This window comes from Bradyrhizobium sp. WD16, from assembly GCF_024181725.1.
Lineage (GTDB): Bacteria > Pseudomonadota > Alphaproteobacteria > Rhizobiales > Xanthobacteraceae > Bradyrhizobium_A.
The window spans coordinates 5089686-5110649 of sequence record NZ_CP028908.1; the positions used below are offsets into that span (position 1 = coordinate 5089686).

18 protein-coding genes are annotated in these 20964 nt (G+C 65.5%); 8 read left to right on the forward strand and 10 right to left on the reverse strand.

Annotation, left to right across the window (positions count from 1 at the left end; all coding sequences use genetic code 11):
- Positions 1 to 122: 122 nt before the first annotated feature.
- The 4 genes from ppx to DB459_RS23450 all read right to left on the reverse strand — a co-directional run bounded on the left by ppx (position 123) and on the right by DB459_RS23450 (position 5664).
- Entirely contained in the window at positions 123 to 1595 is a 1473-nt protein-coding gene (gene ppx, locus DB459_RS23435; RefSeq protein ID WP_253713678.1) for an exopolyphosphatase, read from the reverse strand.
- Positions 1596 to 1638: 43 nt separating this feature from the next.
- Positions 1639 to 3840 carry an RNA degradosome polyphosphate kinase gene (locus DB459_RS23440; protein ID WP_253708594.1) on the reverse strand — a complete coding sequence of 734 codons (2202 nt, stop codon included), beginning with the start codon at positions 3838 to 3840 and terminating at the stop codon, positions 1639 to 1641.
- Positions 3841 to 4156: 316 nt separating this feature from the next.
- Positions 4157 to 4858 (reverse strand): DnaA ATPase domain-containing protein, encoded by a 702-nt coding sequence (locus DB459_RS23445; protein WP_253708596.1) that lies wholly within the window; start codon positions 4856 to 4858, stop codon positions 4157 to 4159.
- Positions 4859 to 5121: 263 nt separating this feature from the next.
- Positions 5122 to 5664 carry a CDP-alcohol phosphatidyltransferase family protein gene (locus DB459_RS23450; RefSeq protein WP_253708598.1) on the reverse strand — a complete coding sequence of 181 codons (543 nt, stop codon included), beginning with the start codon at positions 5662 to 5664 and terminating at the stop codon, positions 5122 to 5124.
- Positions 5665 to 6163: 499 nt separating this feature from the next.
- Between DB459_RS23450 and purM the strand changes: the two genes are divergently transcribed.
- Together purM and purN are read left to right on the forward strand one after the other, a co-directional pair.
- On the forward strand, positions 6164 to 7231 hold the full coding sequence (gene purM, locus DB459_RS23455; protein WP_253708600.1) for a phosphoribosylformylglycinamidine cyclo-ligase: 1068 nt from the start codon (positions 6164 to 6166) through the stop codon (positions 7229 to 7231).
- Between the two features lie 37 nt (positions 7232 to 7268).
- Entirely contained in the window at positions 7269 to 7859 is a 591-nt protein-coding gene (purN, locus tag DB459_RS23460; protein ID WP_253708602.1) for a phosphoribosylglycinamide formyltransferase, read from the forward strand.
- Between the two features lie 77 nt (positions 7860 to 7936).
- Here purN and DB459_RS23465 read toward each other — a convergent pair whose 3' ends face one another.
- The 3 genes from DB459_RS23465 to ndk all read right to left on the reverse strand — a co-directional run bounded on the left by DB459_RS23465 (position 7937) and on the right by ndk (position 10016).
- Positions 7937 to 8140, reverse strand: coding sequence for a cold-shock protein (locus DB459_RS23465; protein WP_253708604.1), 204 nt, complete (start codon positions 8138 to 8140; stop codon positions 7937 to 7939).
- Between the two features lie 532 nt (positions 8141 to 8672).
- Positions 8673 to 9506, reverse strand: a complete 834-nt coding sequence (locus DB459_RS23470; RefSeq protein WP_253708606.1) for a TerC family protein — start codon at positions 9504 to 9506, stop codon at positions 8673 to 8675.
- Positions 9507 to 9593: 87 nt separating this feature from the next.
- Positions 9594 to 10016, reverse strand: a complete 423-nt coding sequence (gene ndk, locus DB459_RS23475) for a nucleoside-diphosphate kinase (RefSeq protein WP_253713679.1) — start codon at positions 10014 to 10016, stop codon at positions 9594 to 9596.
- Between the two features lie 283 nt (positions 10017 to 10299).
- On the opposite strand from ndk, the gene DB459_RS23480 reads away from it, so the two are divergent.
- The 3 genes from DB459_RS23480 (at position 10300) to DB459_RS23490 (ending at position 13129) form a co-directional block, all read left to right on the forward strand.
- Complete coding sequence (locus DB459_RS23480; RefSeq protein ID WP_253708607.1) at positions 10300 to 10593, forward strand: sulfur globule protein precursor; 294 nt, start codon at positions 10300 to 10302, stop codon at positions 10591 to 10593.
- Positions 10594 to 10884: 291 nt separating this feature from the next.
- A complete protein-coding gene (locus DB459_RS23485; RefSeq protein ID WP_253708609.1) occupies positions 10885 to 11073 on the forward strand; it encodes a hypothetical protein in 189 nt (62 codons plus the stop codon).
- A 184-nt stretch (positions 11074 to 11257) separates the two neighbouring features.
- Positions 11258 to 13129 (forward strand): ABC-F family ATP-binding cassette domain-containing protein, encoded by a 1872-nt coding sequence (locus tag DB459_RS23490; protein WP_253708611.1) that lies wholly within the window; start codon positions 11258 to 11260, stop codon positions 13127 to 13129.
- 50 nt (positions 13130 to 13179) lie between these two features.
- Here the strand turns inward: DB459_RS23490 and DB459_RS23495 are convergent, their stop codons facing one another.
- The 3 genes from DB459_RS23495 to DB459_RS23505 all read right to left on the reverse strand — a co-directional run bounded on the left by DB459_RS23495 (position 13180) and on the right by DB459_RS23505 (position 15809).
- Positions 13180 to 13686, reverse strand: coding sequence for a hypothetical protein (locus DB459_RS23495; RefSeq protein WP_253708613.1), 507 nt, complete (start codon positions 13684 to 13686; stop codon positions 13180 to 13182).
- A gap of 152 nt (positions 13687 to 13838) precedes the next feature.
- Positions 13839 to 14291, reverse strand: coding sequence for a DNA polymerase III subunit chi (locus DB459_RS23500; RefSeq protein ID WP_253708616.1), 453 nt, complete (start codon positions 14289 to 14291; stop codon positions 13839 to 13841).
- 18 nt (positions 14292 to 14309) lie between these two features.
- A complete protein-coding gene (locus DB459_RS23505) occupies positions 14310 to 15809 on the reverse strand; it encodes a leucyl aminopeptidase (protein WP_253708619.1) in 1500 nt (499 codons plus the stop codon).
- A 511-nt stretch (positions 15810 to 16320) separates the two neighbouring features.
- Between DB459_RS23505 and lptG the strand changes: the two genes are divergently transcribed.
- The 3 genes from lptG (at position 16321) to DB459_RS23520 (ending at position 20957) form a co-directional block, all read left to right on the forward strand.
- Complete coding sequence (gene lptG / locus DB459_RS23510) at positions 16321 to 17412, forward strand: LPS export ABC transporter permease LptG (RefSeq protein ID WP_253713680.1); 1092 nt, start codon at positions 16321 to 16323, stop codon at positions 17410 to 17412.
- Entirely contained in the window at positions 17412 to 19934 is a 2523-nt protein-coding gene (locus DB459_RS23515) for an LPS-assembly protein LptD (RefSeq protein WP_371926809.1), read from the forward strand. Before lptG ends, DB459_RS23515 begins: the two co-directional genes overlap by 1 nt.
- Before the next feature lie 84 nt (positions 19935 to 20018).
- Positions 20019 to 20957 carry a SurA N-terminal domain-containing protein gene (locus DB459_RS23520; protein WP_253708621.1) on the forward strand — a complete coding sequence of 313 codons (939 nt, stop codon included), beginning with the start codon at positions 20019 to 20021 and terminating at the stop codon, positions 20955 to 20957.
- Positions 20958 to 20964: the final 7 nt, after the last annotated feature.

Sequence of the window (20964 nt, forward strand, 5' to 3'; positions counted from 1 at the left end):
GGCCCGGTGGCGCGTGTTGCGCCAGGTCAAGCCGAACACGGCGGTCCAGCCGGGCGAAGGCCGGAACGACACCGGCAGCAGCGGCGAGACTGTCGTCGGCCGCGCCGCGCAGCACCGCGGCGTCAGCCGCGCACCACCGCGCCCGAGCGGCCGATCAGCTTGGCAAGTTGCTTGAAACGGCTGGCGACCCGGTCGGCGGCCAGTTCGGCAGCTTTCGGCGCCACCACCAGTTCCAGTTTGCGCCCGCGACTGCGGAAACGAGTCGCCGAGAGCACGCCGGGCTGCGCCGCCGAGATCAGGTGCGCGACCCGGAAGATCGCTCCGAACAGGCGCGCCCTCTCCAGCATGTGCGCCGTCACCAGCGCCCGCACGTCGGCCGGGGCCTCGTTGACGGGATTGAGCCCGGCATAACGGTAGTAGATGGCGAGCGCGATCAGCGCCCTCTCCTGATGGCTGACGGCGCCGAAATGCCCGTTGAGAATCATGCTCATCGACTGCTCGCCGCGATGATCGGGATGGGCGCGCCAGCCGATATCCGACAACAGGCAGGCGGCGTGGCGCAGACGACGCTCCTCGACGCTTTCTTTCAGGCCGGCGGCGCGAAACAACTGGTCGCACCAGGAGGCAAGCTCGTCGGCATGCCCGGGCGAGCGCGAATACAGCCGGTTCATGCTCTGGGCATCGGCGATCAAACCGTCCTGCGTCCGCTCGGCCGCCGGCAGCTTTTCGAACAACAATCCCTCGCGCACGCCATAGGTCGAGAACACGATCGCCTTCGGCCGCGCGATCTGAATGATGTGCTCGAGCACCAGCGCCGCATAGGTCAGCAGCGGGCGTCGCGCGTCCGCCACCGTCTCGATATCCGCCAGCATGCCCGCGGCGGCCAGCCGACGCAGCCGCCGGGCGAAATCGAGCGCCTCGGCCGCGGGAATGGTGTAGCCGTGCATCACCCGCAGCGGATAGCCGCTCTGGATGATGTGAATGCGCGCCAGCGCCCGCCAGGTGCCGCCGACGGCGTAGAAATTGCGCGCCCGGCCCTGCTGCAGGAACGGCACCTCGGAAAGCCCATCCCTGACGATGCGCTCCGCCTTCTTCAGCGACTTCTGCGCATTGTCCTGCAAGGCGAGGCCACCGAGCGGCAGCGTCCGGCCGGTGCCGACGCGGCGGCCGTGGACCTCGACGAGTTCGAGCGAGCCGCCGCCGAGATCGCCGACGATCCCATCGGGCTTGAACACGCCTGAAATGACGCCGAGCGCCGACAGCCGCGCTTCGCGGCGACCGGACAGGATTTCGATCGGCGCCCCCGCGATCTGCTCGGCCCGGGCAATGAAATCGGCGCCATTGCTGGCGTCGCGGCAGGCCGCCGTGGCGATGGCGTAGATCCGACCGACCTTCATGATGCGACACAAGGCACGGAAACGGCGCAGCGACGACAGCGCCTTCTCCACGGCGTCGGCAGCCAGCAGACCCGTGGTCTGCACCTCCCGGCCGAGACCGCACAAGGTCTTTTCGTTGAACAGCGGCGAAAGGTTGCGCGTCAGCCCTTCATAGACGACGAGGCGCACCGAGTTGGAGCCGATGTCGATGACGGCGATGCTGGACCCGTTCGCCCGGCCAACGCGGCCGCGCGGCGAGCCGCTAGTTCGACGGGGACTGGCGCTCCGCGCGGCGGGTGAGGCGGCGTGGCGAGGATTCCTTGAGCGACTTACCACGACCGGACAAACTCGGATTCGTCATGAAGTAATTGTGCACGTTGAAAGACTCTTCGCCCTTCGCAGCTTTCATACGCGTTGACGATCCGTCCGGCAACAACTGCCAGCTTTGCTCGTTATCCTTCAGATTGGCCACCATGATCTGCTCCAGAACCTGTTGATGGACCGTGGGATTCTGGAGCGGACAGAGCACCTCGACGCGACGGTCGAGATTGCGCGGCATCATGTCGGCGGAGGAGATATACACAATCGCCCGCGGCGACGGCAGGCCGTAACCCATGCCGAAGCAGTAGATGCGGCCATGCTCGAGGAAGCGGCCGATGATCGACTTGACCCGGATATTCTCGGAAAGGCCGGCGACGCCCGGTCGCAGGCAGCAGATTCCGCGCACCACCAGATCGATCGAAACACCGGCCTGCGACGCCTCGTAGAGCGCGTCGATGATGTCCGGATCGACCAGGGAGTTCATCTTCATCCAGATCGCCGCGGGCCGGCCGTGCTGGGCATGGCCGATTTCGTCGGCAATATGCTGGAGGATACGCTTGCGCAGGGTCAGGGGCGAAACCGCCATCTTCTCGATGTCTGTCGGCTCGGCATACCCCGTGATGAAGTTGAAGACGCGGGCGCAATCGCGGGCGATCACCTGATCGCAGGTGAAGTAGGACAGGTCGGTATAGATCCGCGCCGTAACGGGATGGTAGTTGCCGGTTCCGACATGGACGTAGCTCGTCAGGCTGCCGGCCTCGCGGCGCACGACCAGCGACAGTTTGGCGTGGGTCTTGAGTTCGATGAAGCCATAGACCACCTGCACGCCGGCGCGCTCGAGGTCGCGCGCCCAGCGAATGTTGGCCTCTTCGTCGAAGCGGGCCTTCAACTCGATCAGGGCCGTGACCGACTTGCCGGCTTCGGCAGCCTCGACCAGCGCCTTGACGATCGGCGAATTACTCGAGGTCCGATAGAGCGTCTGCTTGACGGCGACGACATCGGGGTCGCGCGCCGCCTGCTGCAGGAACTGCACCACCACGTCGAATGATTCGTACGGGTGGTGAACGACCAGATCTTTCTGGCGGATGGCGGCGAAGATGTCGCCGCCATGATCGCGCACCCGCTCCGGATAGCGCGGCACATAAGGCGAGAATTCGAGGTCGGGCCGATCGAGCCGGGTGAGCTGTGAGAGCTCATTCATGGCCAGCGCGCCATCGACCAGGAAGACCTCGTCGTCGGCGGTGGCGAGGGCATGCTGCACGAAATTGCGCAACTCGATCGGCGTGCTCGCTTCGATTTCCAGCCGGATCACCGAACCGCGGCGGCGGCGCTTCAAGGCGGTCTCGAACACCCGCACGAGATCCTCGGCCTCTTCCTCGATTTCGATTTCCGAATCGCGGATGACGCGAAAGGCCCCCTGCCCCTTCACCGTATAGCCGGGGAACAGCCGACCGATGAACAGGCTGGTCGCCTGCTCCATCGAGATCAGGCGAATGGCGCCGTCCTTGCCACCCGGCAGTCGAATGAAGCGGTCGATCTTGCCGGGCATGCGGATCAGCGCATTCATCGCCTTGCCGTCCGAGACCCGCGTCAGGTGCAGCGCAATCGAAAAGCCGAGGCTTGCGATGAACGGGAACGGATGGGCCGGATCGATCGCCAGCGGGGTCAGCAGCGGGAAGATGTTGTGGAGGAAGTGCTCCTCGATCCAGGCCCGCTCGGCCTTGGTGGCGTCCTTGCTGTCGATCAGATGGATGCCGAACTCTTTGAGGCCGACGCGCAGCTCACGCCAGATCGCCTGCTGGTCGCTGGCGAGCGCCGACACGGTCTCGTTGACCCGGGCGAGCTGTTCCGAGGGGGTCAGCCCGTCGGGGCTGCGCTCGGTGATGCCCTCCCTGATCTGCGCCTTGATGCCGGCGACGCGGACCATGAAGAACTCGTCAAGGTTGTTCGCCGAGATCGACAGGAAGCGCACCCGCTCGAGCACGGGATGGCCCGGATTGACCGCCTCCTCGAGCACCCGACGGTTGAAGTGCAGCCAGGACAGTTCGCGATTGATGAAGCGCTCGGGGCTTGCCGCGATCCCGGTCAGCTTCTCAGCTGCAGGAGAACCCTCTTTTAGAACAACGACTTGTGCAGAATCCATGAGGTTTTACAGCCGCTCCTGCCTAGTGTCCCGGTTCTAACGTTCGCCTACCGTGGCAGCGTCCGCTTAAACGAACGTTAGAACCAAAGGGACACTAGCATCATTATGATTCCAGTGCGGTTATGGATCTGACGCCCGGATGAAGGACTCGCTGCGATGCTGAAACGAGCCCCGAAGCATCCGCTCCCGCGATGACAACTCGGTGACGTTACAGTGACAGTTTGGGGTCTGCCGCGGCGGCGTCAAGGCGCGGCGGAACTTTGGCTGCGCCCTTGCTCTGACGTTCGCATTCCGACCGGCGACCGGGCCGCGGCGGTCATATCGAATGGGACCGTCTGGTTTCGGCCGCGCGCAACACCTCGGCGGCGAGCGCCCGCGTGACCGGCCGCCGCAACCGCAGCGCTTCGCTGTCGAGACGGGCCACCGCCTCGCGCGCCGCGACCACCGAACGCTCGATCCGGGTCGCGAGATAGTTGATCACCGCGATGTCGACGCTCATCTGGCGATCGGCGCAGAACTTCACCAGCAGCGCCAGAAACAACTGGTCGTCGGGCGGCCCCAAGGGCACCACGGGAACGGCTCGCAGCCGCGAGCCGAGATCCGGCAGCGAGAAGGACAGGCCGGTCGGCGGCTGGCGCGAGGTGATGAGGACGTAGGCACGTTCCTCGCGGGCGAGGTTCAAGAGATGGAACAGGGCGCGTTCGTCCAGCGGCGCGCCGTCGAGATCCTCGACCGCGACCGCGCCGGCGGCGACGAGATCCGGAACCACGTCATCGGCAAGGGCGCAGGCGGCGACCACCGGCGCGCCGGTGCGCTCCGCCCAGATCGCGGCGAGATGGCTCTTGCCGCAGCCTTCCGGCCCGGCCAGCAGCATGACCCGGTTCGGCCAGTCGGGCCAGCCGTCGACCAGGCCGAGCGCCGTGGCGTTGCTCGGCCCCTCGAGAAAATTGTCACGCGTCAGGCTTTCCGTATGCGGCAGAGCCAGCGCGAGCTGATGCGGACGCTCGGTGCCGCTCATACTGCGCCCCGCGATGGCGATCCTGGGCCGCCCACGGCTGCCATCTGAAGTCCTCGCATGGTCATGATCCGGCGGCGGCGTGGCGAATGTCGAACCCGCACTAGTGTCCCGTCTCCGAATTACCGCTACGTTTGCCTCGCACTCGCACGGTCATTCGGAGACATAGGGACACTAGCAAAATCAAAGTGCTAGTGTGGCTTATGTCTCGCAATTGCCTACGAGAGGGTTGCCGCGAAGGCGGTAGGCAATTGCGAGACGCCACACTAGCGGATCGGCTCGACCGAGCTCACATGCCGCACCCAATGAACGAGGTAGAAGGACACGGAGGCGAGCGTCAAGACCGTGACCAGCACCATCAGTATCAGATCGAACGGGGCCGGATCGAAACCGAAGCTGAGGGCCGCGAGGATCAAGGCGGCGAAGCCGACCTGGGCGGCGGTGTTCAGTTTCGAGACCATCAGCGGCTTCATCTCGACCGGCCTGCCCAGCAGCCAGGACACGATCACGGCGCCGACGATCATGACGTCGCGCGATGCCACCAGGATCACCAGCCAGCGCGGGATCACGCCCCAGATGCCCAGGGCCACATAGATCGACACCAGCAAGGCCTTGTCGGCCAGCGGGTCGAGCAAGGCGCCGATCTCGGTCGTCATGTCGAAGCGCTTGGCGAGAAAACCGTCCACGGCGTCGCTGATCCCCGCCACCACGAACAGCGCGAAGGCAATCGTCATCTGGCCCGAAGCGATGGCCCAGATGATGACCGGCACCAGAATGATCCGGCCAAGAGTGATGATATTCGGGATCACGCGTCGTCTCGCCCGCCCGGTTGCAAGGCACTAGTGTGGCGTCTCGCAATTGCCTACCGCCTTTGCGGCAACCCTCTCGTAGGCAATTGCGAGACATAAGCCACACTAGCACTTTGATTTTGCTAGTGTCCTTATGTCTCCGAATGACCGTGCGAGCATGAGGCAAATGGAGCGGTAATTCGGAGACGGGACACGAGCAACATATGGCTTCTCGTGGAGTTTTGGATTTGACATTCGCGTCACGAGCCCGCGTCCTGGCGGGTAGCGAATGTCAAATCCACTCCACGAGCGGTTTGATCGGGGGCGGACAGGCCGTTGTCAACACAGGAAACACCGCGCGCCGGGACGCGGCATTGCGCAGTGGACAAATCTTCCGTAACGAGCGGAAAACACCGGTCCCGTTCCGGCGGGACCAGCTGCCCCGCGCCGCCTGGCGCCGCGGGGCTGGAACCGCGGGCCGACCGGTCCGCCCGGTCCATCGGGACCCGGAGCAACAGCAATGACCGACAAGCAAGGGCTCACATACGCGGACGCCGGGGTCGACATCGACGCCGGCAACCGCCTGGTCGACATGATCAAACCGCTGGTCCGCGCCACCGCGAGGGCCGGCGCAGCGGCGGAGATCGGCGGTTTCGGGGGCCTGTTCGACCTGAAGGCGGCGGGGTTTCGCGATCCGGTGCTGGTTGCCGCCACTGATGGGGTCGGCACCAAGGTCAAGCTTGCGATCGACAGCGGCCTGCACGGCGGCATCGGCATCGATCTCGTCGCCATGTCAGTCAACGACCTCGTCGTCCAGGGCGCCGAGCCTTTGTTTTTTCTTGACTATTTCGCTTGCGGCAAGCTCGATCCGGAGGCCGCAGCGGCGATCGTGGCGGGTGTTGCGCAGGGCTGCCGGGAATCCGGCTGCGCGCTGATCGGCGGCGAGACCGCCGAAATGCCCGGCCTGTACAAGGACGGCGATTATGATCTCGCCGGCTTCGCCGTTGGCGCGGCCGAGCGCGGTACGCTGTTGCCGCGGCCGGACGTCGCCGTCGGGGACGCGGTGCTCGGCCTGCCTTCCTCCGGGGTCCACTCCAACGGCTTCTCACTGGTGCGCAAGGTGGTCGATACCTGCGGGCTGCGGCTCGATCAACCGGCGCCGTTCTCGCCGGTGATGACACTGGGAGCGGCGCTGCTGACCCCCACCCGCCTTTATGTGAAATCCTGCCTGCGCGCGATCCGCGAAACCAGCGCGGTGAAGGGCCTCGCCCATATCACCGGCGGCGGTTTCACCGACAACATCCCCCGGGTGCTGCCCAGGGGACTAGGCGTCCGCATCGACCTGCCCGCCGTGCCGGTGCTGCCGGTGTTCAAGTGGCTTGCCGCCCAGGGCGGGATCGCCGAGCCGGAACTGCTGCGCACCTTCAACTGCGGGATCGGCATGATCGCGATCGTGTCGCGTCCCGCCGTTGCCGCGGTGACCGAAGCTTTCGCCGAAGCCGGCGAGACCGCCACCTATCTCGGCGAAGTGATCGAGCAGGCGGACAGCAGCGTCGTCTATGACGGCCACCTCGACCTGTCGCTATGACGCGTTCGTCCCCGTCCAACTCCGGCGCCGCAGTATCATGACGCTCCATCTCGGCTTCCTCGCCTCCCATGGCGGCAGCAGCATGCGGGCCATCGTCGCCGCGATCGAGGCCGGCTCGCTGGACGCCCGCGCCTGCATCGCGATCTGCAACAACGGCGATGCGCCGGCGCTGCAATTCGCCAGGGAGCACGACCTCCCTGCTCGCCATATCAGCGCCCGCACCGCCGGCAGCGATGACGCGGCCGATCGCGCCATCTGCGCGGCCCTCGACGAGGCCGGTGTCGACTGGGTGGTGATGTCGGGCTATCTGCGCAAGCTCGGGCCGGCGACGCTCGCACGCTATGGCGGACACATCCTCAACATTCATCCGGCCTTGCTGCCCAAATTCGGCGGCCGCGGGATGTTCGGCCACCACGTCCACGAGGCGGTGCTCGCCGCGGGCGAGGCCGTCAGCGGCTGCACCGTCCATCTCGTCGACGAGGAATACGACCACGGCGAGATCCTCGCCCGGCGCGAGGTCCCGGTGCTGCCGGGCGATCGCGTCGAGGATCTGCAGGCCCGCGTCATGGCGGTGGAGCCGCCGCTGTTCGTCGAGGTCTTGCGCGGCATCGCTGCCCGCGCGTCCTGAGCCGGACAAAAAAAGGCCCCGAGCGAACCTGCCGGGGCTTCATCGGACATCGATGCAAAGGTTGGAAAAGCCTGGCCTCAGCTGAGCTTGAGATTCTCCGCCGAGGCGCGGCCGCGGTTTTCCACCAACTCGTATTCGACGACCTGGTTCTCGTTGAGGGTCGTCAGCCCTGCCCGTTCCACCGCCGAGATGTGAACGAACACGTCCTTATCGCCCATGGCAGGCTTGATGAAGCCGTAGCCCTTGGTCGGGTTGAACCACTTGACGGTACCTTTTGCCACGCGGGTCTCCTGCACTAGAATGGAATTTCTGAACCATCACACCAGTCAAAAAAAGACGAGGCGCGCTTCACGCGTGCCACGCCACACACGGGTCTTGGGTCGCTTGCGAACGATAATCGGGAATCGCAACTGCACAGACGAACGGCCTCAACTCCGCTTGCGATACAATCCCAACACGAAAAATCCGGCTTAGCAAGGCTGGGTAGCAGCGCGCGTCGTGTGCTCCGCATCAACCGCTGCGGCATTGCAACAACATGGGGGCGGCATCCACGGCGTTGTGCAGCGCGCAAGAACCCGCATCCTGCCCAGCGCCGAAGTCGGCCATCACTGGATCGCCGCGCGCCACGTCACCGACGGAAATAGGCTTCGATCATCTGGGCCAACAGCAAGTTCGTCGACAACGTCGCGCAGAACATGTCGCCGATCACGGTCTTCCGCCAATGGTCGGGCCGTCACGGTGGCGGGCCAGGGCACGATCGGCGTCGAAGTCCGCTGGTAGGACGCGCGCGCGGGGCGCCCGTCTCCAGCTCGATCAGACCGCATCGCCTGAGCTGACCGAGGCGGTGGAGCGCTCGACCTGCTCCTGCAGCCGCCGCTGCCGCCACAGCCCGCCCCAGACCAGCACGATCAAGGCGCCTGCGACCGCGAAGCTGAATTCGGCCAGCGGCTCGGACCAGGCCAGCGAACGCGCGCTCGCGAACACATGCGACACCGCATCGATCTGAAGCGCGATCCTGCCCTCGAGCAGATTCTGGACGGCCGGATGCACCGCCGGATCGGTGGCGATCACCTCGCCGGCGATCCAGCCGAGCAGAGCGGCGCCGAGCCAGACGAGGATCGGCAGCCGGTCGAGCACCGCCATGATGAGGGCCGCGCCGGCGACGATCATCGGAATGCTGATCACGAGGCCGAGCACAAGCAGCGTGACACTGCCGTTGGCAGCCGCTGCCACCGCGATCACGTTGTCGAGGCTCATGATGATGTCGGCGACGGCGACGATGCGCACCGCCGCCCAGAGATTGGCGGCGGACTTGACCTCTTCGTCGTCGTCTTCCGGCACCAGAAGCTTGACCGCGACCAGGATCAAGGCGAGCCCGCCCGCCAGCTTGAGGTAGGGCAGCGACATCAAGGTCGCGACGATCCCGGTGAAGATGACGCGCAGCAGAACGGCGACGCCGGCGCCCAGCACCATGCCCCAGACCCGCTGCCGATGGTGGAGCCCGCGACAGGCGAGCGCGATCACCAGCGCGTTGTCGCCGGAGAGCAGGACATTGATCCAAATGATCTTGGTGAGCGCGACCCAGAAATCAGGACGGCCAACTTCGTCGGCAAAACCGTTGCTAACTACCTGCAGCAGGCCGTTCATGACAGTGCTCCCCCCGTCGAGCAGCGCCAAAAATCAACGGCCGCGCTCCGGATCAGCCGGAGGCGGCCGTCGTTTCGCGATCGCGTATCAGCCGACGATTTCGTTGCCGGAGAAGAACTGGGCAATCTCCACCGCCGCGGTCTCGGCCGCATCGGAGCCGTGAACGCTGTTCTCGCCGATCGAGTTGGCGTGAAGCTTGCGGATCGTGCCGTCGGCCGCCTTGGAGGGGTCGGTGGCGCCCATTACCTCGCGGTATTTTGCGATCGCGTTCTCACCTTCGAGCACCTGCACGACCACCGGACCGGAGATCATGAAGTCGACCAGTTCGCCGAAGAACGGCCGCGCCTTGTGCACGGCATAGAAGGTTTCGGCCTGCTCGCGCGTCATCTGGATGCGCTTCTGCGCGACGATTCTCAGCCCGGCCTTCTCGATCAGCGCATTCACCGCACCGGTGATGTTGCGGGCGGTGGCATCGGGCTTGATAATCGAAAAGGTGCGTTCAATCGCCATAACTGCTCCTGACGGGTTTTCGGGGAAATTTCGGCGCTTATAACGGCGCGGCCCAATCGGGGCAAGCGGCCTGCCGCTGCCGCCCAAGGCCGTCACCTGCCTCCCACATCCCGCCGCAACCAAGCTTACGTCTTTGTCATGCTGGTGAACGCCGGCTGAAGGCCCGGTCCTGCGCCGGTTCAGCTTGGGCGCGATAGGTTCGTCTCATGAATGCCGGCCTGGGTGCCCCAGGCGCCTTGGCATCAGTGTCGCCGGCAGCGCCGGCCCATGACAGGAGACGATCATGTTTCGCAAGCTCGCCTTTGCAATTGTCGCAGCGACGTCGCTCGGCATGACGGCATTGGCGCCCAGCGCCGCGTCGGCCCATGACTGGGATCGGGGCGGCTGGGATCGGGGCGGCTGGGACCGTGGCGGCTGGGATCGCGGCGGGCACCACGATGAGCACGATGGCTGGCGTCACGGTTACGGGCGGCGCTTCTACGCCGGTCCGGGCTATGGCGGCGGCGGCTGCTGGGTTCGCCGCCCGGTTCCCACGCCATGGGGCATGCGCTGGCGCCTCGTCAACCGCTGCGACTGACCACTCTTTCCCGTCGCGTCTTTCCCGCCTGACCTCCCGAGACTGCCCCGGCCGCCCGTGCCGGGGCTTTTTTTTTGCGTCGGCCGCCGCGGCGAAAGGACTGCGCCAAACCATGAACGCACCGCGCGTTTGCGCCAACGACCGCCCGGACCGGCACATCCGCGGTTCGCGCATTTTTACGCGCTTTTTACCCTGATTGTCGGTAGTCGCGCGGCGGGGTGAACCGAACGCCACCGCAACATGTTGGTGGGTCGTATGCATTTGATCGTTCTGGAACGGGCGGAGTGACCAATGAGTCGGGCGACGTCGCGCCGGGGCACCGATCTCTCCATGGACCGGACGACCTCCATGGCAGTGTGTCGGGGCGTCGGTGACAGTCTGCGAAAGCTCACTGCGGCGGAGGACGATGGCACCGCCCTGCCCGATCGCCTGCGCGAACTGGTCGAGGAACTGCGCCGGCGCGACAGCCTTCCCCGCTAGTGTGGCTTATGTCTCGCAATTGCCTACGAGAGGCTTGCCGCAAAGGCGGTAGGCAATAGCGAGACGCCACACTAGCGCTGACGGATCCTGACCGGCAGAGGCCGTTGCGAAACCGAATTGGCGAAAAGCCGGCCGTGGTGAAAACAGGCTTGCCTTTGCCGCCCTCCGCGGTGAAAACGCCCACATGCTTTCCATCGAAGATCTATCGATCCGGGTCGCGGGCCGGCTCCTGATCGATCATGCCTCGGTTCAGATCCCTCCCGGCGCCCGGGTCGGGTTGGTTGGCCGCAACGGGACCGGCAAATCGACCCTTTTCAAGGTGATCCGCGGCGAACTTGCCGCCGAAAACGGAACGATTTCACTGCCGCCACGCTGGCAGATCGGCAGCCTCGCCCAGGAAGCGCCGGGCGGCCCCGACAGCCTGATCGCGGTGGTGCTGCGAGCGGACCGCGAGCGCCATGCCTTGCTGGCGGAGGCCGAGACCGCCACCGACGCACATCGGATCGCCGAGATCCAGACCCGCCTCGTCGACATCGACGCCCATTCGGCGCCGGCGCGCGCCGCCGCGATCCTGTCCGGCCTCGGTTTCTCCGCCGCCGACCAGGAACGCCCTTGCCAGGAATTCTCCGGCGGCTGGCGGATGCGTGTCGCCCTGGCCGCGACGCTGTTCGCGGCACCTGACCTTCTGCTGCTCGACGAGCCGACCAACTATCTCGACCTCGAAGGCACGCTGTGGCTGGAGGATCACCTTGCCAGCTATCCGCGCACGGTGATCGTGATCAGTCACGACCGCGACCTGCTCGAGACCTCAGTCGACCAGATTCTTCATCTCGACCGCGGCAAGCTCATGCTCTATCGCGGCTCCTATTCGTCGTTCGAGAAACAGCGCGCCACTCGCGAGATGCTCGACGCCAGGCAGGTCAAGCGCCAGGAGACGGAGCGCAAGCGGCTGCAGGCCTTCGTCGAGCGCTTCAAGGCCAAGGCGTCAAAGGCGCGGCAGGCGCAGTCGCGCGTCAAGATGCTCGAACGCATGGAGCCGGTGACGGCGCTTGTCACCCAGGACGTGCGCGAAATCAGCTTTCCGGCGCCGAAGCGACTGCTGTCGCCGCCGATCATCGCCGTCGACAATGTCAGCGTCGGCTATGACGCCGCACGGCCGATTCTCAATCGCGTAACGCTGCGGATCGATCCCGATGACCGCATCGCCCTGCTCGGCGCCAACGGCAACGGCAAATCGACGTTGGTGAAGCTGTTGGCCGACCGGCTGAAGCCGTTCTCCGGCAGCGTCGTCCGTGCCGACAAACTGTCGATCGCCTATTTCGCCCAGCATCAGGTCGACGAGTTGGACGAGGACGGCTCGCCCTATGGTCACATCCGGCGGTTGATGCCCGACGCGCCCGAGGCCAAGGTTCGCGCCCGCGCCGGGGCCATCGGCTTTTCCGGCAAGGCCGCCGACACCCTGGTGAAGAGCCTGTCGGGCGGCGAAAAGGCGCGGCTTCTGCTCGGGCTCGCCACCTTCTTCGGGCCCAACATGATCATCCTCGACGAGCCCACCAATCATCTCGACATCGACAGCCGAGCAGCGCTGGCCGAGGCGATCAACGAGTTTCCAGGCGCCGTGATCATGGTCTCGCACGATCGCTATCTGATCGAAGCCTGCGCCGACCAGCTCTGGGTGGTGGCCGACCGTGCTGTGACGCCGTACGACGGCGATCTCGACGATTATCGCCGCACCGTGCTCTCTGCCCGCGGCACGCGGACCGCGCCGCGCGAACGCACGGCCGATGCACCGCGCCCGAACGGCGAGGAGGTCGCGCGGCGCAAGGCCGACCGGCGTTCGCTGAAGCAGCAGATCGCCGCCGCCGAGGCGGAAATAGCGCGGATCGGCGACATCATCGAGAAGATCGATGCGGCGCTGGCGCTGCCGGACATCTTTGCCCGCGATCCGGCCAGGGCGGCCCAGCTCGGCAAGGCGAGAACCGGAGCCACCGCCGCCCTGCAACGGGCCGAAGAGCTCTGGCTCGAATTGAGTTCGGAAGCGGAAGCCGCCGGCTAAGTTCATCCGAAGCGGGTGCCGCTTCGCATGATGATAAAAAGAGCGAAACCTCAGGCGTGCTTCTTGGACCGCTTGGCCGGCTTCGCAGGGGCCGGCGGCGCCGGCGCCGCCTCTTCATCCGTCAGGCGACCCGAGGTGAAACGGTAGATCCCAGGGCGCGGGCCGCGGGTATAGGTCAGCACCGCAACACGCTCGCCGCGCTCGTTCGCCGAGATATTCACGTTATCGGGCGTGCCCGCGGCGCGGGCAACATCGCATTCGGTGTGGCCGAGCGCCACGGCGCCGGTCGGCGCCGGCTGGCCCTGGGCCTGGGCATTGGCGTCGCCCGGCGACACGCCGGCGCAGCTACCGTCGGCACCGATCAGGTCGGCGGGCGAGACCTGCGCGGTCGACGACAGCGGCGGGGTCTCGATCGAGACGCTGCGGTTGAACATGCGCGCCGGCCGCGAGAACCATTCCTGGTCCTTCAACGAATAATCCGACAGGCTCGCGCCGCAACCGGCGAGCGCGGGAGCGATGACGAGCAGGATGGCAGCACCAGTGCGATAAGAAGTCATTCGTCTCACTTAAAAAACCCGATTCCCACGCCGAAACCCACCGGCCCCGCCGCCGTTGCGACCGTTCCCACCATCCATTTGAGGCGCCACCGTGGCTTGCCGCAAGATGGCCCCGTGAAATTCCACCACAGGCTTAATGGCGCACCTGCCTGTCATTGCCGCTTCTGCCATCGGCCACGTTCATCCGCCTGCCAGTATGTCACTTCGAAGCCGCGCGCCTTGCTGTCGGCCCAGGCCGCGCGCGCCCCGCTCAGCGCCTCGTCGTCATTGCCGTCGAAGATCAGCACGAGGCGCTCGTAGCTGGCTGAATCCTCCGGCATGGCGGCGTTGTCCACCAGAAACCGGATCTGCGCGCCGTTCGGATTGCCGGCCTCGATCGCCAGCACCACCGGATGCTCGCCGGCGCCTTCGTCGCGCCATGTTCCGTGCGGCAGAAACGAATCGTCACGAAATGTCCACAGGTGTGTATCGAGCGCGCCGACCCGCTCTTCCGATCTCGCCTGAATCACCACCCGCCAGCCGCGCTCCAGCGACTTTTCCACCAGGGGCGGCAGCACCGCCTCCAGCGTCATGTCCTGCAAGTGATAGAACAGCACGTCGGTCATCGCGCGATTCCAGGCAATCTACATCCTGCCTTCGTAGTGATCGGCCACCAGGCGGTTCAGCAGTCGCACACCGAAGCCCGAGCCCCAGCTCGTATTGATGTCCGTTGCCGGCGCTCCCATGCCGGTGCCGGCAATGTCGAGGTGAACCCAGGGCGTGCCGTCGACGAAGCGCTGCAGGAACTGTGCTGCGGTGATCGAGCCGCCGTGCCGGCCGCCGGTGTTCTTCATGTCGGCGAATTTCGAATCGATCAGCTTGTCGTATGCCGGGCCCAGCGGCATCCGCCAGACGAGTTCGCCGGTCTCCTGCCCGGCCTTGCTGAGGCGCTCGGACAGCTCGTCGTCATTCGAGAACAGACCGGCGTGCTCGGTGCCGAGCGCCACCAGGATGGCGCCGGTCAGGGTCGCCAGATCGATCATGAATTTCGGCTTGAATTTTTGGCCGACATACCAGAGCACGTCGGCCAGCACGAGCCGGCCCTCGGCATCGGTATTGATGATCTCGATGGTCTGGCCGGACATCGAGGTGACGATGTCGCCGGGGCGCTGGGCGTTGCCGTCGGGCATGTTCTCGACAAGACCGATGGCGCCGACCGCATTGACCTTGGCCTTGCGCGCGGCGAGCGCATGCATCAGGCCGACGACGCAGGCCGCGCCTGCCATGTCGCCCTTCATCTCCTCCATGTTGGCGGCGCCCTTGATCGAGATGCCGCCGGTGTCGAAGCAGACGCCTTTGCCGATGAAGGCGACCGGCTTGTCACCCCGCTTGCCACCGTTCCAGCGCATCACCACGACACGGCCCTCCTGGGTCGAGCCCTGGGAAACCCCGAGCAGAGCGCCCATGCCGAGCTTGGTCATGGCCTTGACGTCGAGAATCTCGATGGCGACCCCGAGCTTGCGCAATTCCGCAGCGCGGCGGGCGAACTCCGCCGGATACAGTACGTTCGGCGGCTCGTTGACGAGTTCGCGCGCCAGCAGCACGCCGTCGACCACCGGCGCCTCGCCGATGAACGCCTTGCGCGCGGCCGCGACATCGGCGACCGCCAGCGAGACGTCGGCGGCCAGCGCCTTGTCCTCGTCCTTCTTCTTGGTCTTGTAACGATCGAAACGATAGGCCCGCAGCCGGATACCGGCGGCAACCGCCGCCGCGTCCGCGGCGCTCATGGCGCCATCGGACAGTTCGGCGACCACGGTGACTGGACCGACCTTCGAGGACAGCCGGGCAAGAGTGGCGCCGCCGAGAGTGACGTAATCGTGAGGCGTCCGCGCCCCGTTCTTTCCCGTCCCGACCACGATCAGGCGGTCGACCTTGAGCCCCTGGGGGGCCAGGATGTCGAGTGCCGAACCGCTCTTGCCCTTGAAATGCGCCGCGCTCGCCGCCCGCTTCACCGTCGCGATGGCGTCGCCGAGGAGCTTGCTCCCGACGGGACCGAACTTGAGCGATTCGTCGGAAAACAGCACCAGAACGCCACGGGCGGCGGCAGAAAACGAAACGAAGCCGACCTTGACGGCGTCGGGCATGTGCAAAACCTCCAGAACAACGGCTGACGGACAGATCTCGGCGAGACGATCCGGGCGGGAAGGCCCCTACTATGGCCCGCCGGTGGTGGCGCTGCCAAGACGAGCGTGGCCCGCGGGACACGCAAACAGTATATTAACCAACAAATAAGGGGTTGCCGCCATCAGCCATTTTATTGACCAATCAACGGGATACTATTCAACAAGGGCCTTGGTTCGGGCCTTTCGCCGCAGCCCGCCTTGGGGAGGGCGGCAGGTGGCGCGGTAATCGATTAGTCGTGGCAGCACGCCGATGCTGCCGGTTTTTGAGGTGTGCCACGGCACAGGGGCGGATGACGCGCGTGATGCAGATCGATCAGACGGTGCGCCACGCCGTGACACGCGACACCGTGACGGCGGCCATTCGTCCGGCCAGCCGGGGCGCCGCGGCGCGATCGATTGCTTCAATCACCGCGCCCTCGACGATCTGCCCGGTCGCCTCATCGCGCTGTCTGGCCAGGCGGTCCGCCCGCGCATGACGGTCCTGGTCTCAAACACTCTGGGGCGTTATTTCGCCGGGCGCTTCCTGCTGGCTACGCTGTCGGTCTTCGTCGGCATCTTCCTGCTGGTCGTGTTCGTCGATTACATCGAGTTGATGCGGCGGACGGCCAACAACACCGGGGCTTCCGCGCTCTTTATCGCCGAGACTTCGATCTTCCGGGTGCCGCAACTGCTGGAACGGCTGATGCCGTTCTGCATCCTGGTCGGCGCCATGACCTGCTATCTCGACCTGTCGCGCCGGCTGGAACTGGTGGTGGCCCGCGCCGCCGGCATCTCCGCCTGGCAATTCATGAGCCCGGCGCTGGTCACCGCCCTGCTCCTCGGGGTCGCTGCCACCACGCTCTATAACCCGTTGTCAGCCGATCTCCAGGAGCGCGCCAAACGGATGGAGGCGACCCTGTTTACCGACCGCGGGCTGCAGGACGCCTCGGGCTTCTGGGTCAACCAGATCAGTTCGGACGGCCAGGCCATCATCAGCGCGGGGGGCAGCCAGGAACAGGGTGTGCGACTGACCGGCCTGACGATCTTCCGCTTCACCCCGTCGGGCGAGTTCCGCGACCGAATCGAGGCCCGCGAAGCAACCCTCGAAGCCGGCCGCTGGCGGCTGCAGGGCGCCCGCCTCTACACCCTTGATAATCCGCCCGAGGATCACGAGACCTTCCTTCTGCCCACGAACCTGACGCCGGCGCAGGTCCGCAACAGTTTTTCCACGCCCGAGAGTGTGTCCTTTTGGCAACTTCCCCAATATATCCAGTCTTCTCAAGCATCTGGGCTGGCGACAGCAGGCTACCGGCTGCAATACCAGAAACTTCTGTCACGCCCGTTTCTGCTGGCGGCGATGGTAATGCTCGCGGGCGCCGTCAGCCTCCGGTTCTTCCGGTTTGGCGGTGTTCAGAAGATGGTTTTGAGTGGCGTGGGGGCAGGCTTTCTGCTCTATGTCCTCTCGAAGGTAACCGAGGATTTGAGCAAGGCAGATTTGATGCACCCGGTGGCCGCGGCGTGGCTTCCCGTCGTCGTTGGCGGCCTCACCGGGTTCTTGGCCTTGCTGTATCAGGAGGACGGGTAGTGGCCGTTGTCGCCGCCCGCCAAAGCATGACGCCCCACCCCCGGCGGCGCACGGTTGTGCGCGGCCTGCGCTTTGCCGCGTCCACGGCTGTGTCTTGGGCCTGCCCGGCCTGTCTCTCGGCGCTCACCGCCGGGATGCTGGCGTTCGCCCCCGCGATGCTGAGCCCTGCCCCGGCGCTGGCCCAGAGCTTCACCTACAATCCGCTGCCGCCGAGCCCCAAACCGGCGCAGCGGCCGGATGACGGCCAGATGCTGGTCCAGGCCACCGAGGTCGACTACGACTACAATAACCAGCGCGTCTCGGCGGTCGGCAACGTCCAGATCTATCACAACGGTTCGACGGTCCAGGCCGACCGGGTAATCTACGACCAGAAGACCAAGCGCCTGCGCGCCGAGGGCAACGTCCGCATGACCGATGTGGACGGCAAGATCACCTATGCCGAGATCATGGATCTCAGCGACGACTATCGCGACGGCTTCGTCGATTCGCTCCGGCTGGAAACCGCCGACCGGACCCGCATGGCCGCGACCCGCGCCGACCGCACCGAGGGGCGCTACACGGTGTTCCAGAGCGGCGTCTACACCGCCTGCGCCGAATGCCGCGACAATCCGAAGAAGCCCCCGCTGTGGCAGGTGAAGGGCGCGCGCATCATCCACGATCAGCAGGAAAAAATGCTGTATTTTGAGGATGCGCGGCTCGAATTCTTCGGCGTGCCGATGGCCTATCTGCCGTATTTCTCGACGCCTGATCCGACCGTGAAGCGCAAGTCGGGCTTCCTCCAGCCGTGGGCGACCCAGAGTTCCGCCACCGGCTTCAACGTCGAGGTCCCCTACTACTGGGCGCTGGCGCCGGACTACGACGTCACCATCACGCCGCGCGTCAGCACGCGCCAGGGTGTGCTGCTGCAGGGCGAATTCCGCCAGCGGCTGATCAATGGCGCCTACGAGATCCGCGCCTATGGCATCAACCAGCTCGAGCCCAGCGCCTTTGCCGGCGCCGCTGGTGATCGCACGCTGCGCGGTGCCGTGCAGACCTCCGGCCAGTTCGCCCTCAACGACAAATGGGTCTGGGGCTGGGACGGCACGCTGCTGAGCGACAAGACGTTCTTTCAGGACTACAGCCTGTCGGTGTACCGCAATCCGCTACAGTCCTTCCTGACGACGCCCACCGAGGCGACCTCCCAGGTCTATCTGACCGGGCTCGGCAATCGCAGCTACTTCGACATCCGTTCGATCTATTACTACGGCTTCTCCGCCGCCGACGTGCAGAGCCAGATCCCGGTGGTCGCGCCGGTGATCGACTATTCCAACGTGGTGAACCGCTCGATCCTCGGTGGCGAACTCAGCTACAAGGGCAACTTCACCAACCTGACCCGCTCGACTGCGGCTTTCGACGCTCTCACCACGACGGCGGTCAACAACGGCTGGTGTCTGCCGACCTCGGCTGATCCGGCGATGAAGACGCAGGCGAACTGTCTGCTGCGCGGCGTGCCGGGCACCTACACCCGGCTGTCCGGCGAGGTCGATTGGCGCCGCTCCTTCACCGACCCGATCGGCCAGATCTGGACGCCGTTCGTCTCGCTGCGGGGCGATGTCATCAATGCCTCGGTCGACAATCAGCCCGGCGTATCCAACTTCACCAATGTCGGCGATACCCAGGTCGGCCGGCTGATGCCGGCGGTCGGCTTCGAATATCGCTATCCGTTCATCAACGTTCAGCCCTGGGGCACCACCACGATCGAACCGATCGCGCAGGTGATCATCCGGCCGAACGAGACCCATGCCTCCAGCCTGCCGAACGAAGACTCCCAGAGCCTGACCTTCGACGCCAGCAATCTGTTCAGCGTCAACAAATTCGCCGGCTGGGACCGCGTCGAGGGCGGCAGCCGCGCCAATGTCGGCGTTCAGGCCACCACCCAGTTCGACCGCGGCGGCTCCGTCAACGTGCTGTTCGGCCAGTCCTACCAGCTGTTCGGACTGAACTCCTATGCGGTGCAGGATCTCACCAATACCGGCCTCGACAGCGGCCTCGACAAGCGGGTCTCCGACTATGTCGGGCGTGTCACCTATCAGCCGAACCGCACCTACACGTTCTCGGCCAGCACCCGGCTCGACAGCGACACGCTGGCGATCCAGCGCCTGGAACTCGAGGGGCGCGCCAGCTTCGACCGCTGGTCGATCAGCATGATCTACGGCAATTACGGCCCGCAGCCGGAACTCGGCTATCAGAACCGCCGCGAGGGCATCCTGACCACGGGCTCGATCAAGCTGGCCGCCAACTGGGTGGCCTCGGGCGGCGCGCGCTTCGACCTTCACTCCAACACCATCAACCAGTACACCATCGGCGCCGGCTACGTGGACGATTGCTTCGTGCTCGCGGTCAACTACATCACCGACTATGCCTACCAGACGGTGACGACGGCGAACCCGACGGTCGATCACCGCATCATGCTGCAGATCGGTCTGCGCACGATCGGCTCCACCTCGATCAGCCAGAGCGTCGGCAGCGGCGCCACTCAGTAATCGTCCGTCTGCCACGGCCGGGACACAAAAATCCCCCATGGCAGCGGGCATGAAGTTCCGACGGACAACCCACGGATGGTCATCATGACCCCGATTTCCATCACCCGCCTCGCCGCTGCGATCGCCCTGTTCTCGGCGCCGCTCGGGCTCTCCCTGGGCCTCGCCACCCCTGCCCGGGCCCAGACGGTGGTGCTCATGGTCAATGGCGAGCCGATCACCAATTTCGATATCGAGCAGAGGGCCAAGCTGGACGCTCTGTCCACGCACAAGACGCCCTCGCACGACCAGGTCGTCAACGAGCTGATCGACGAGAAGGTGAAGATCCGCGAGGCCAAGAAGTACAGCATCGATCCGGCGGCGTCCGAGATCGACAGCATGTACGCCAACATGGCCTCGCGCATGCGCATGAACCCGGACCAGCTCACCAAGACGCTGGAAAACCAGGGCATCCGCCCAGAGACCCTCAAGAACAAGATCCGCGCCGACTCGGTCTGGAGCGGGCTGGTGCGCGGCCGCTTCAAGGACTCGCTGCAGGTCAACGAGAAGGACGTCGCTTCGGCGATCCCGGCCAAGGGCGACGACACCGCCGCGACCAGCTACGAATATACCCTGCGGCCGATCGTGCTGGTGGTGCCGCGCGGCGCCCCGTCGGGCGCGCTGGATGCCCGTCGCCGCGAAGCCGAAGCCCTGCGCGGCCGCGTCCAGAGCTGCGCGGAGGCGTCCGAACTGTTCCGCTCCATGCGCGACGCGGCGATCCGCGACAGTGTCATCAAAACCTCCGCGGACCTGCCGCCGCCCTTGCGCAAGCTGCTCGACGACACCCCGGTCGGCAAGCTCACGCCGCCCGAAGTCACCAAGCAAGGCATCGAGATGGTGGCGCTGTGCAACCGCAAGCCGACCACCGCCGACACGCCCGAGAAACGAGAGATCCGCGAAAAATTGTTCGCACAGAAATTCGAGGCGAAGTCGAATGCCTATCTCAAGGATCTACGCAAGGCGGCGATGATCGAGAAGCGGCAATGAGCCGCCG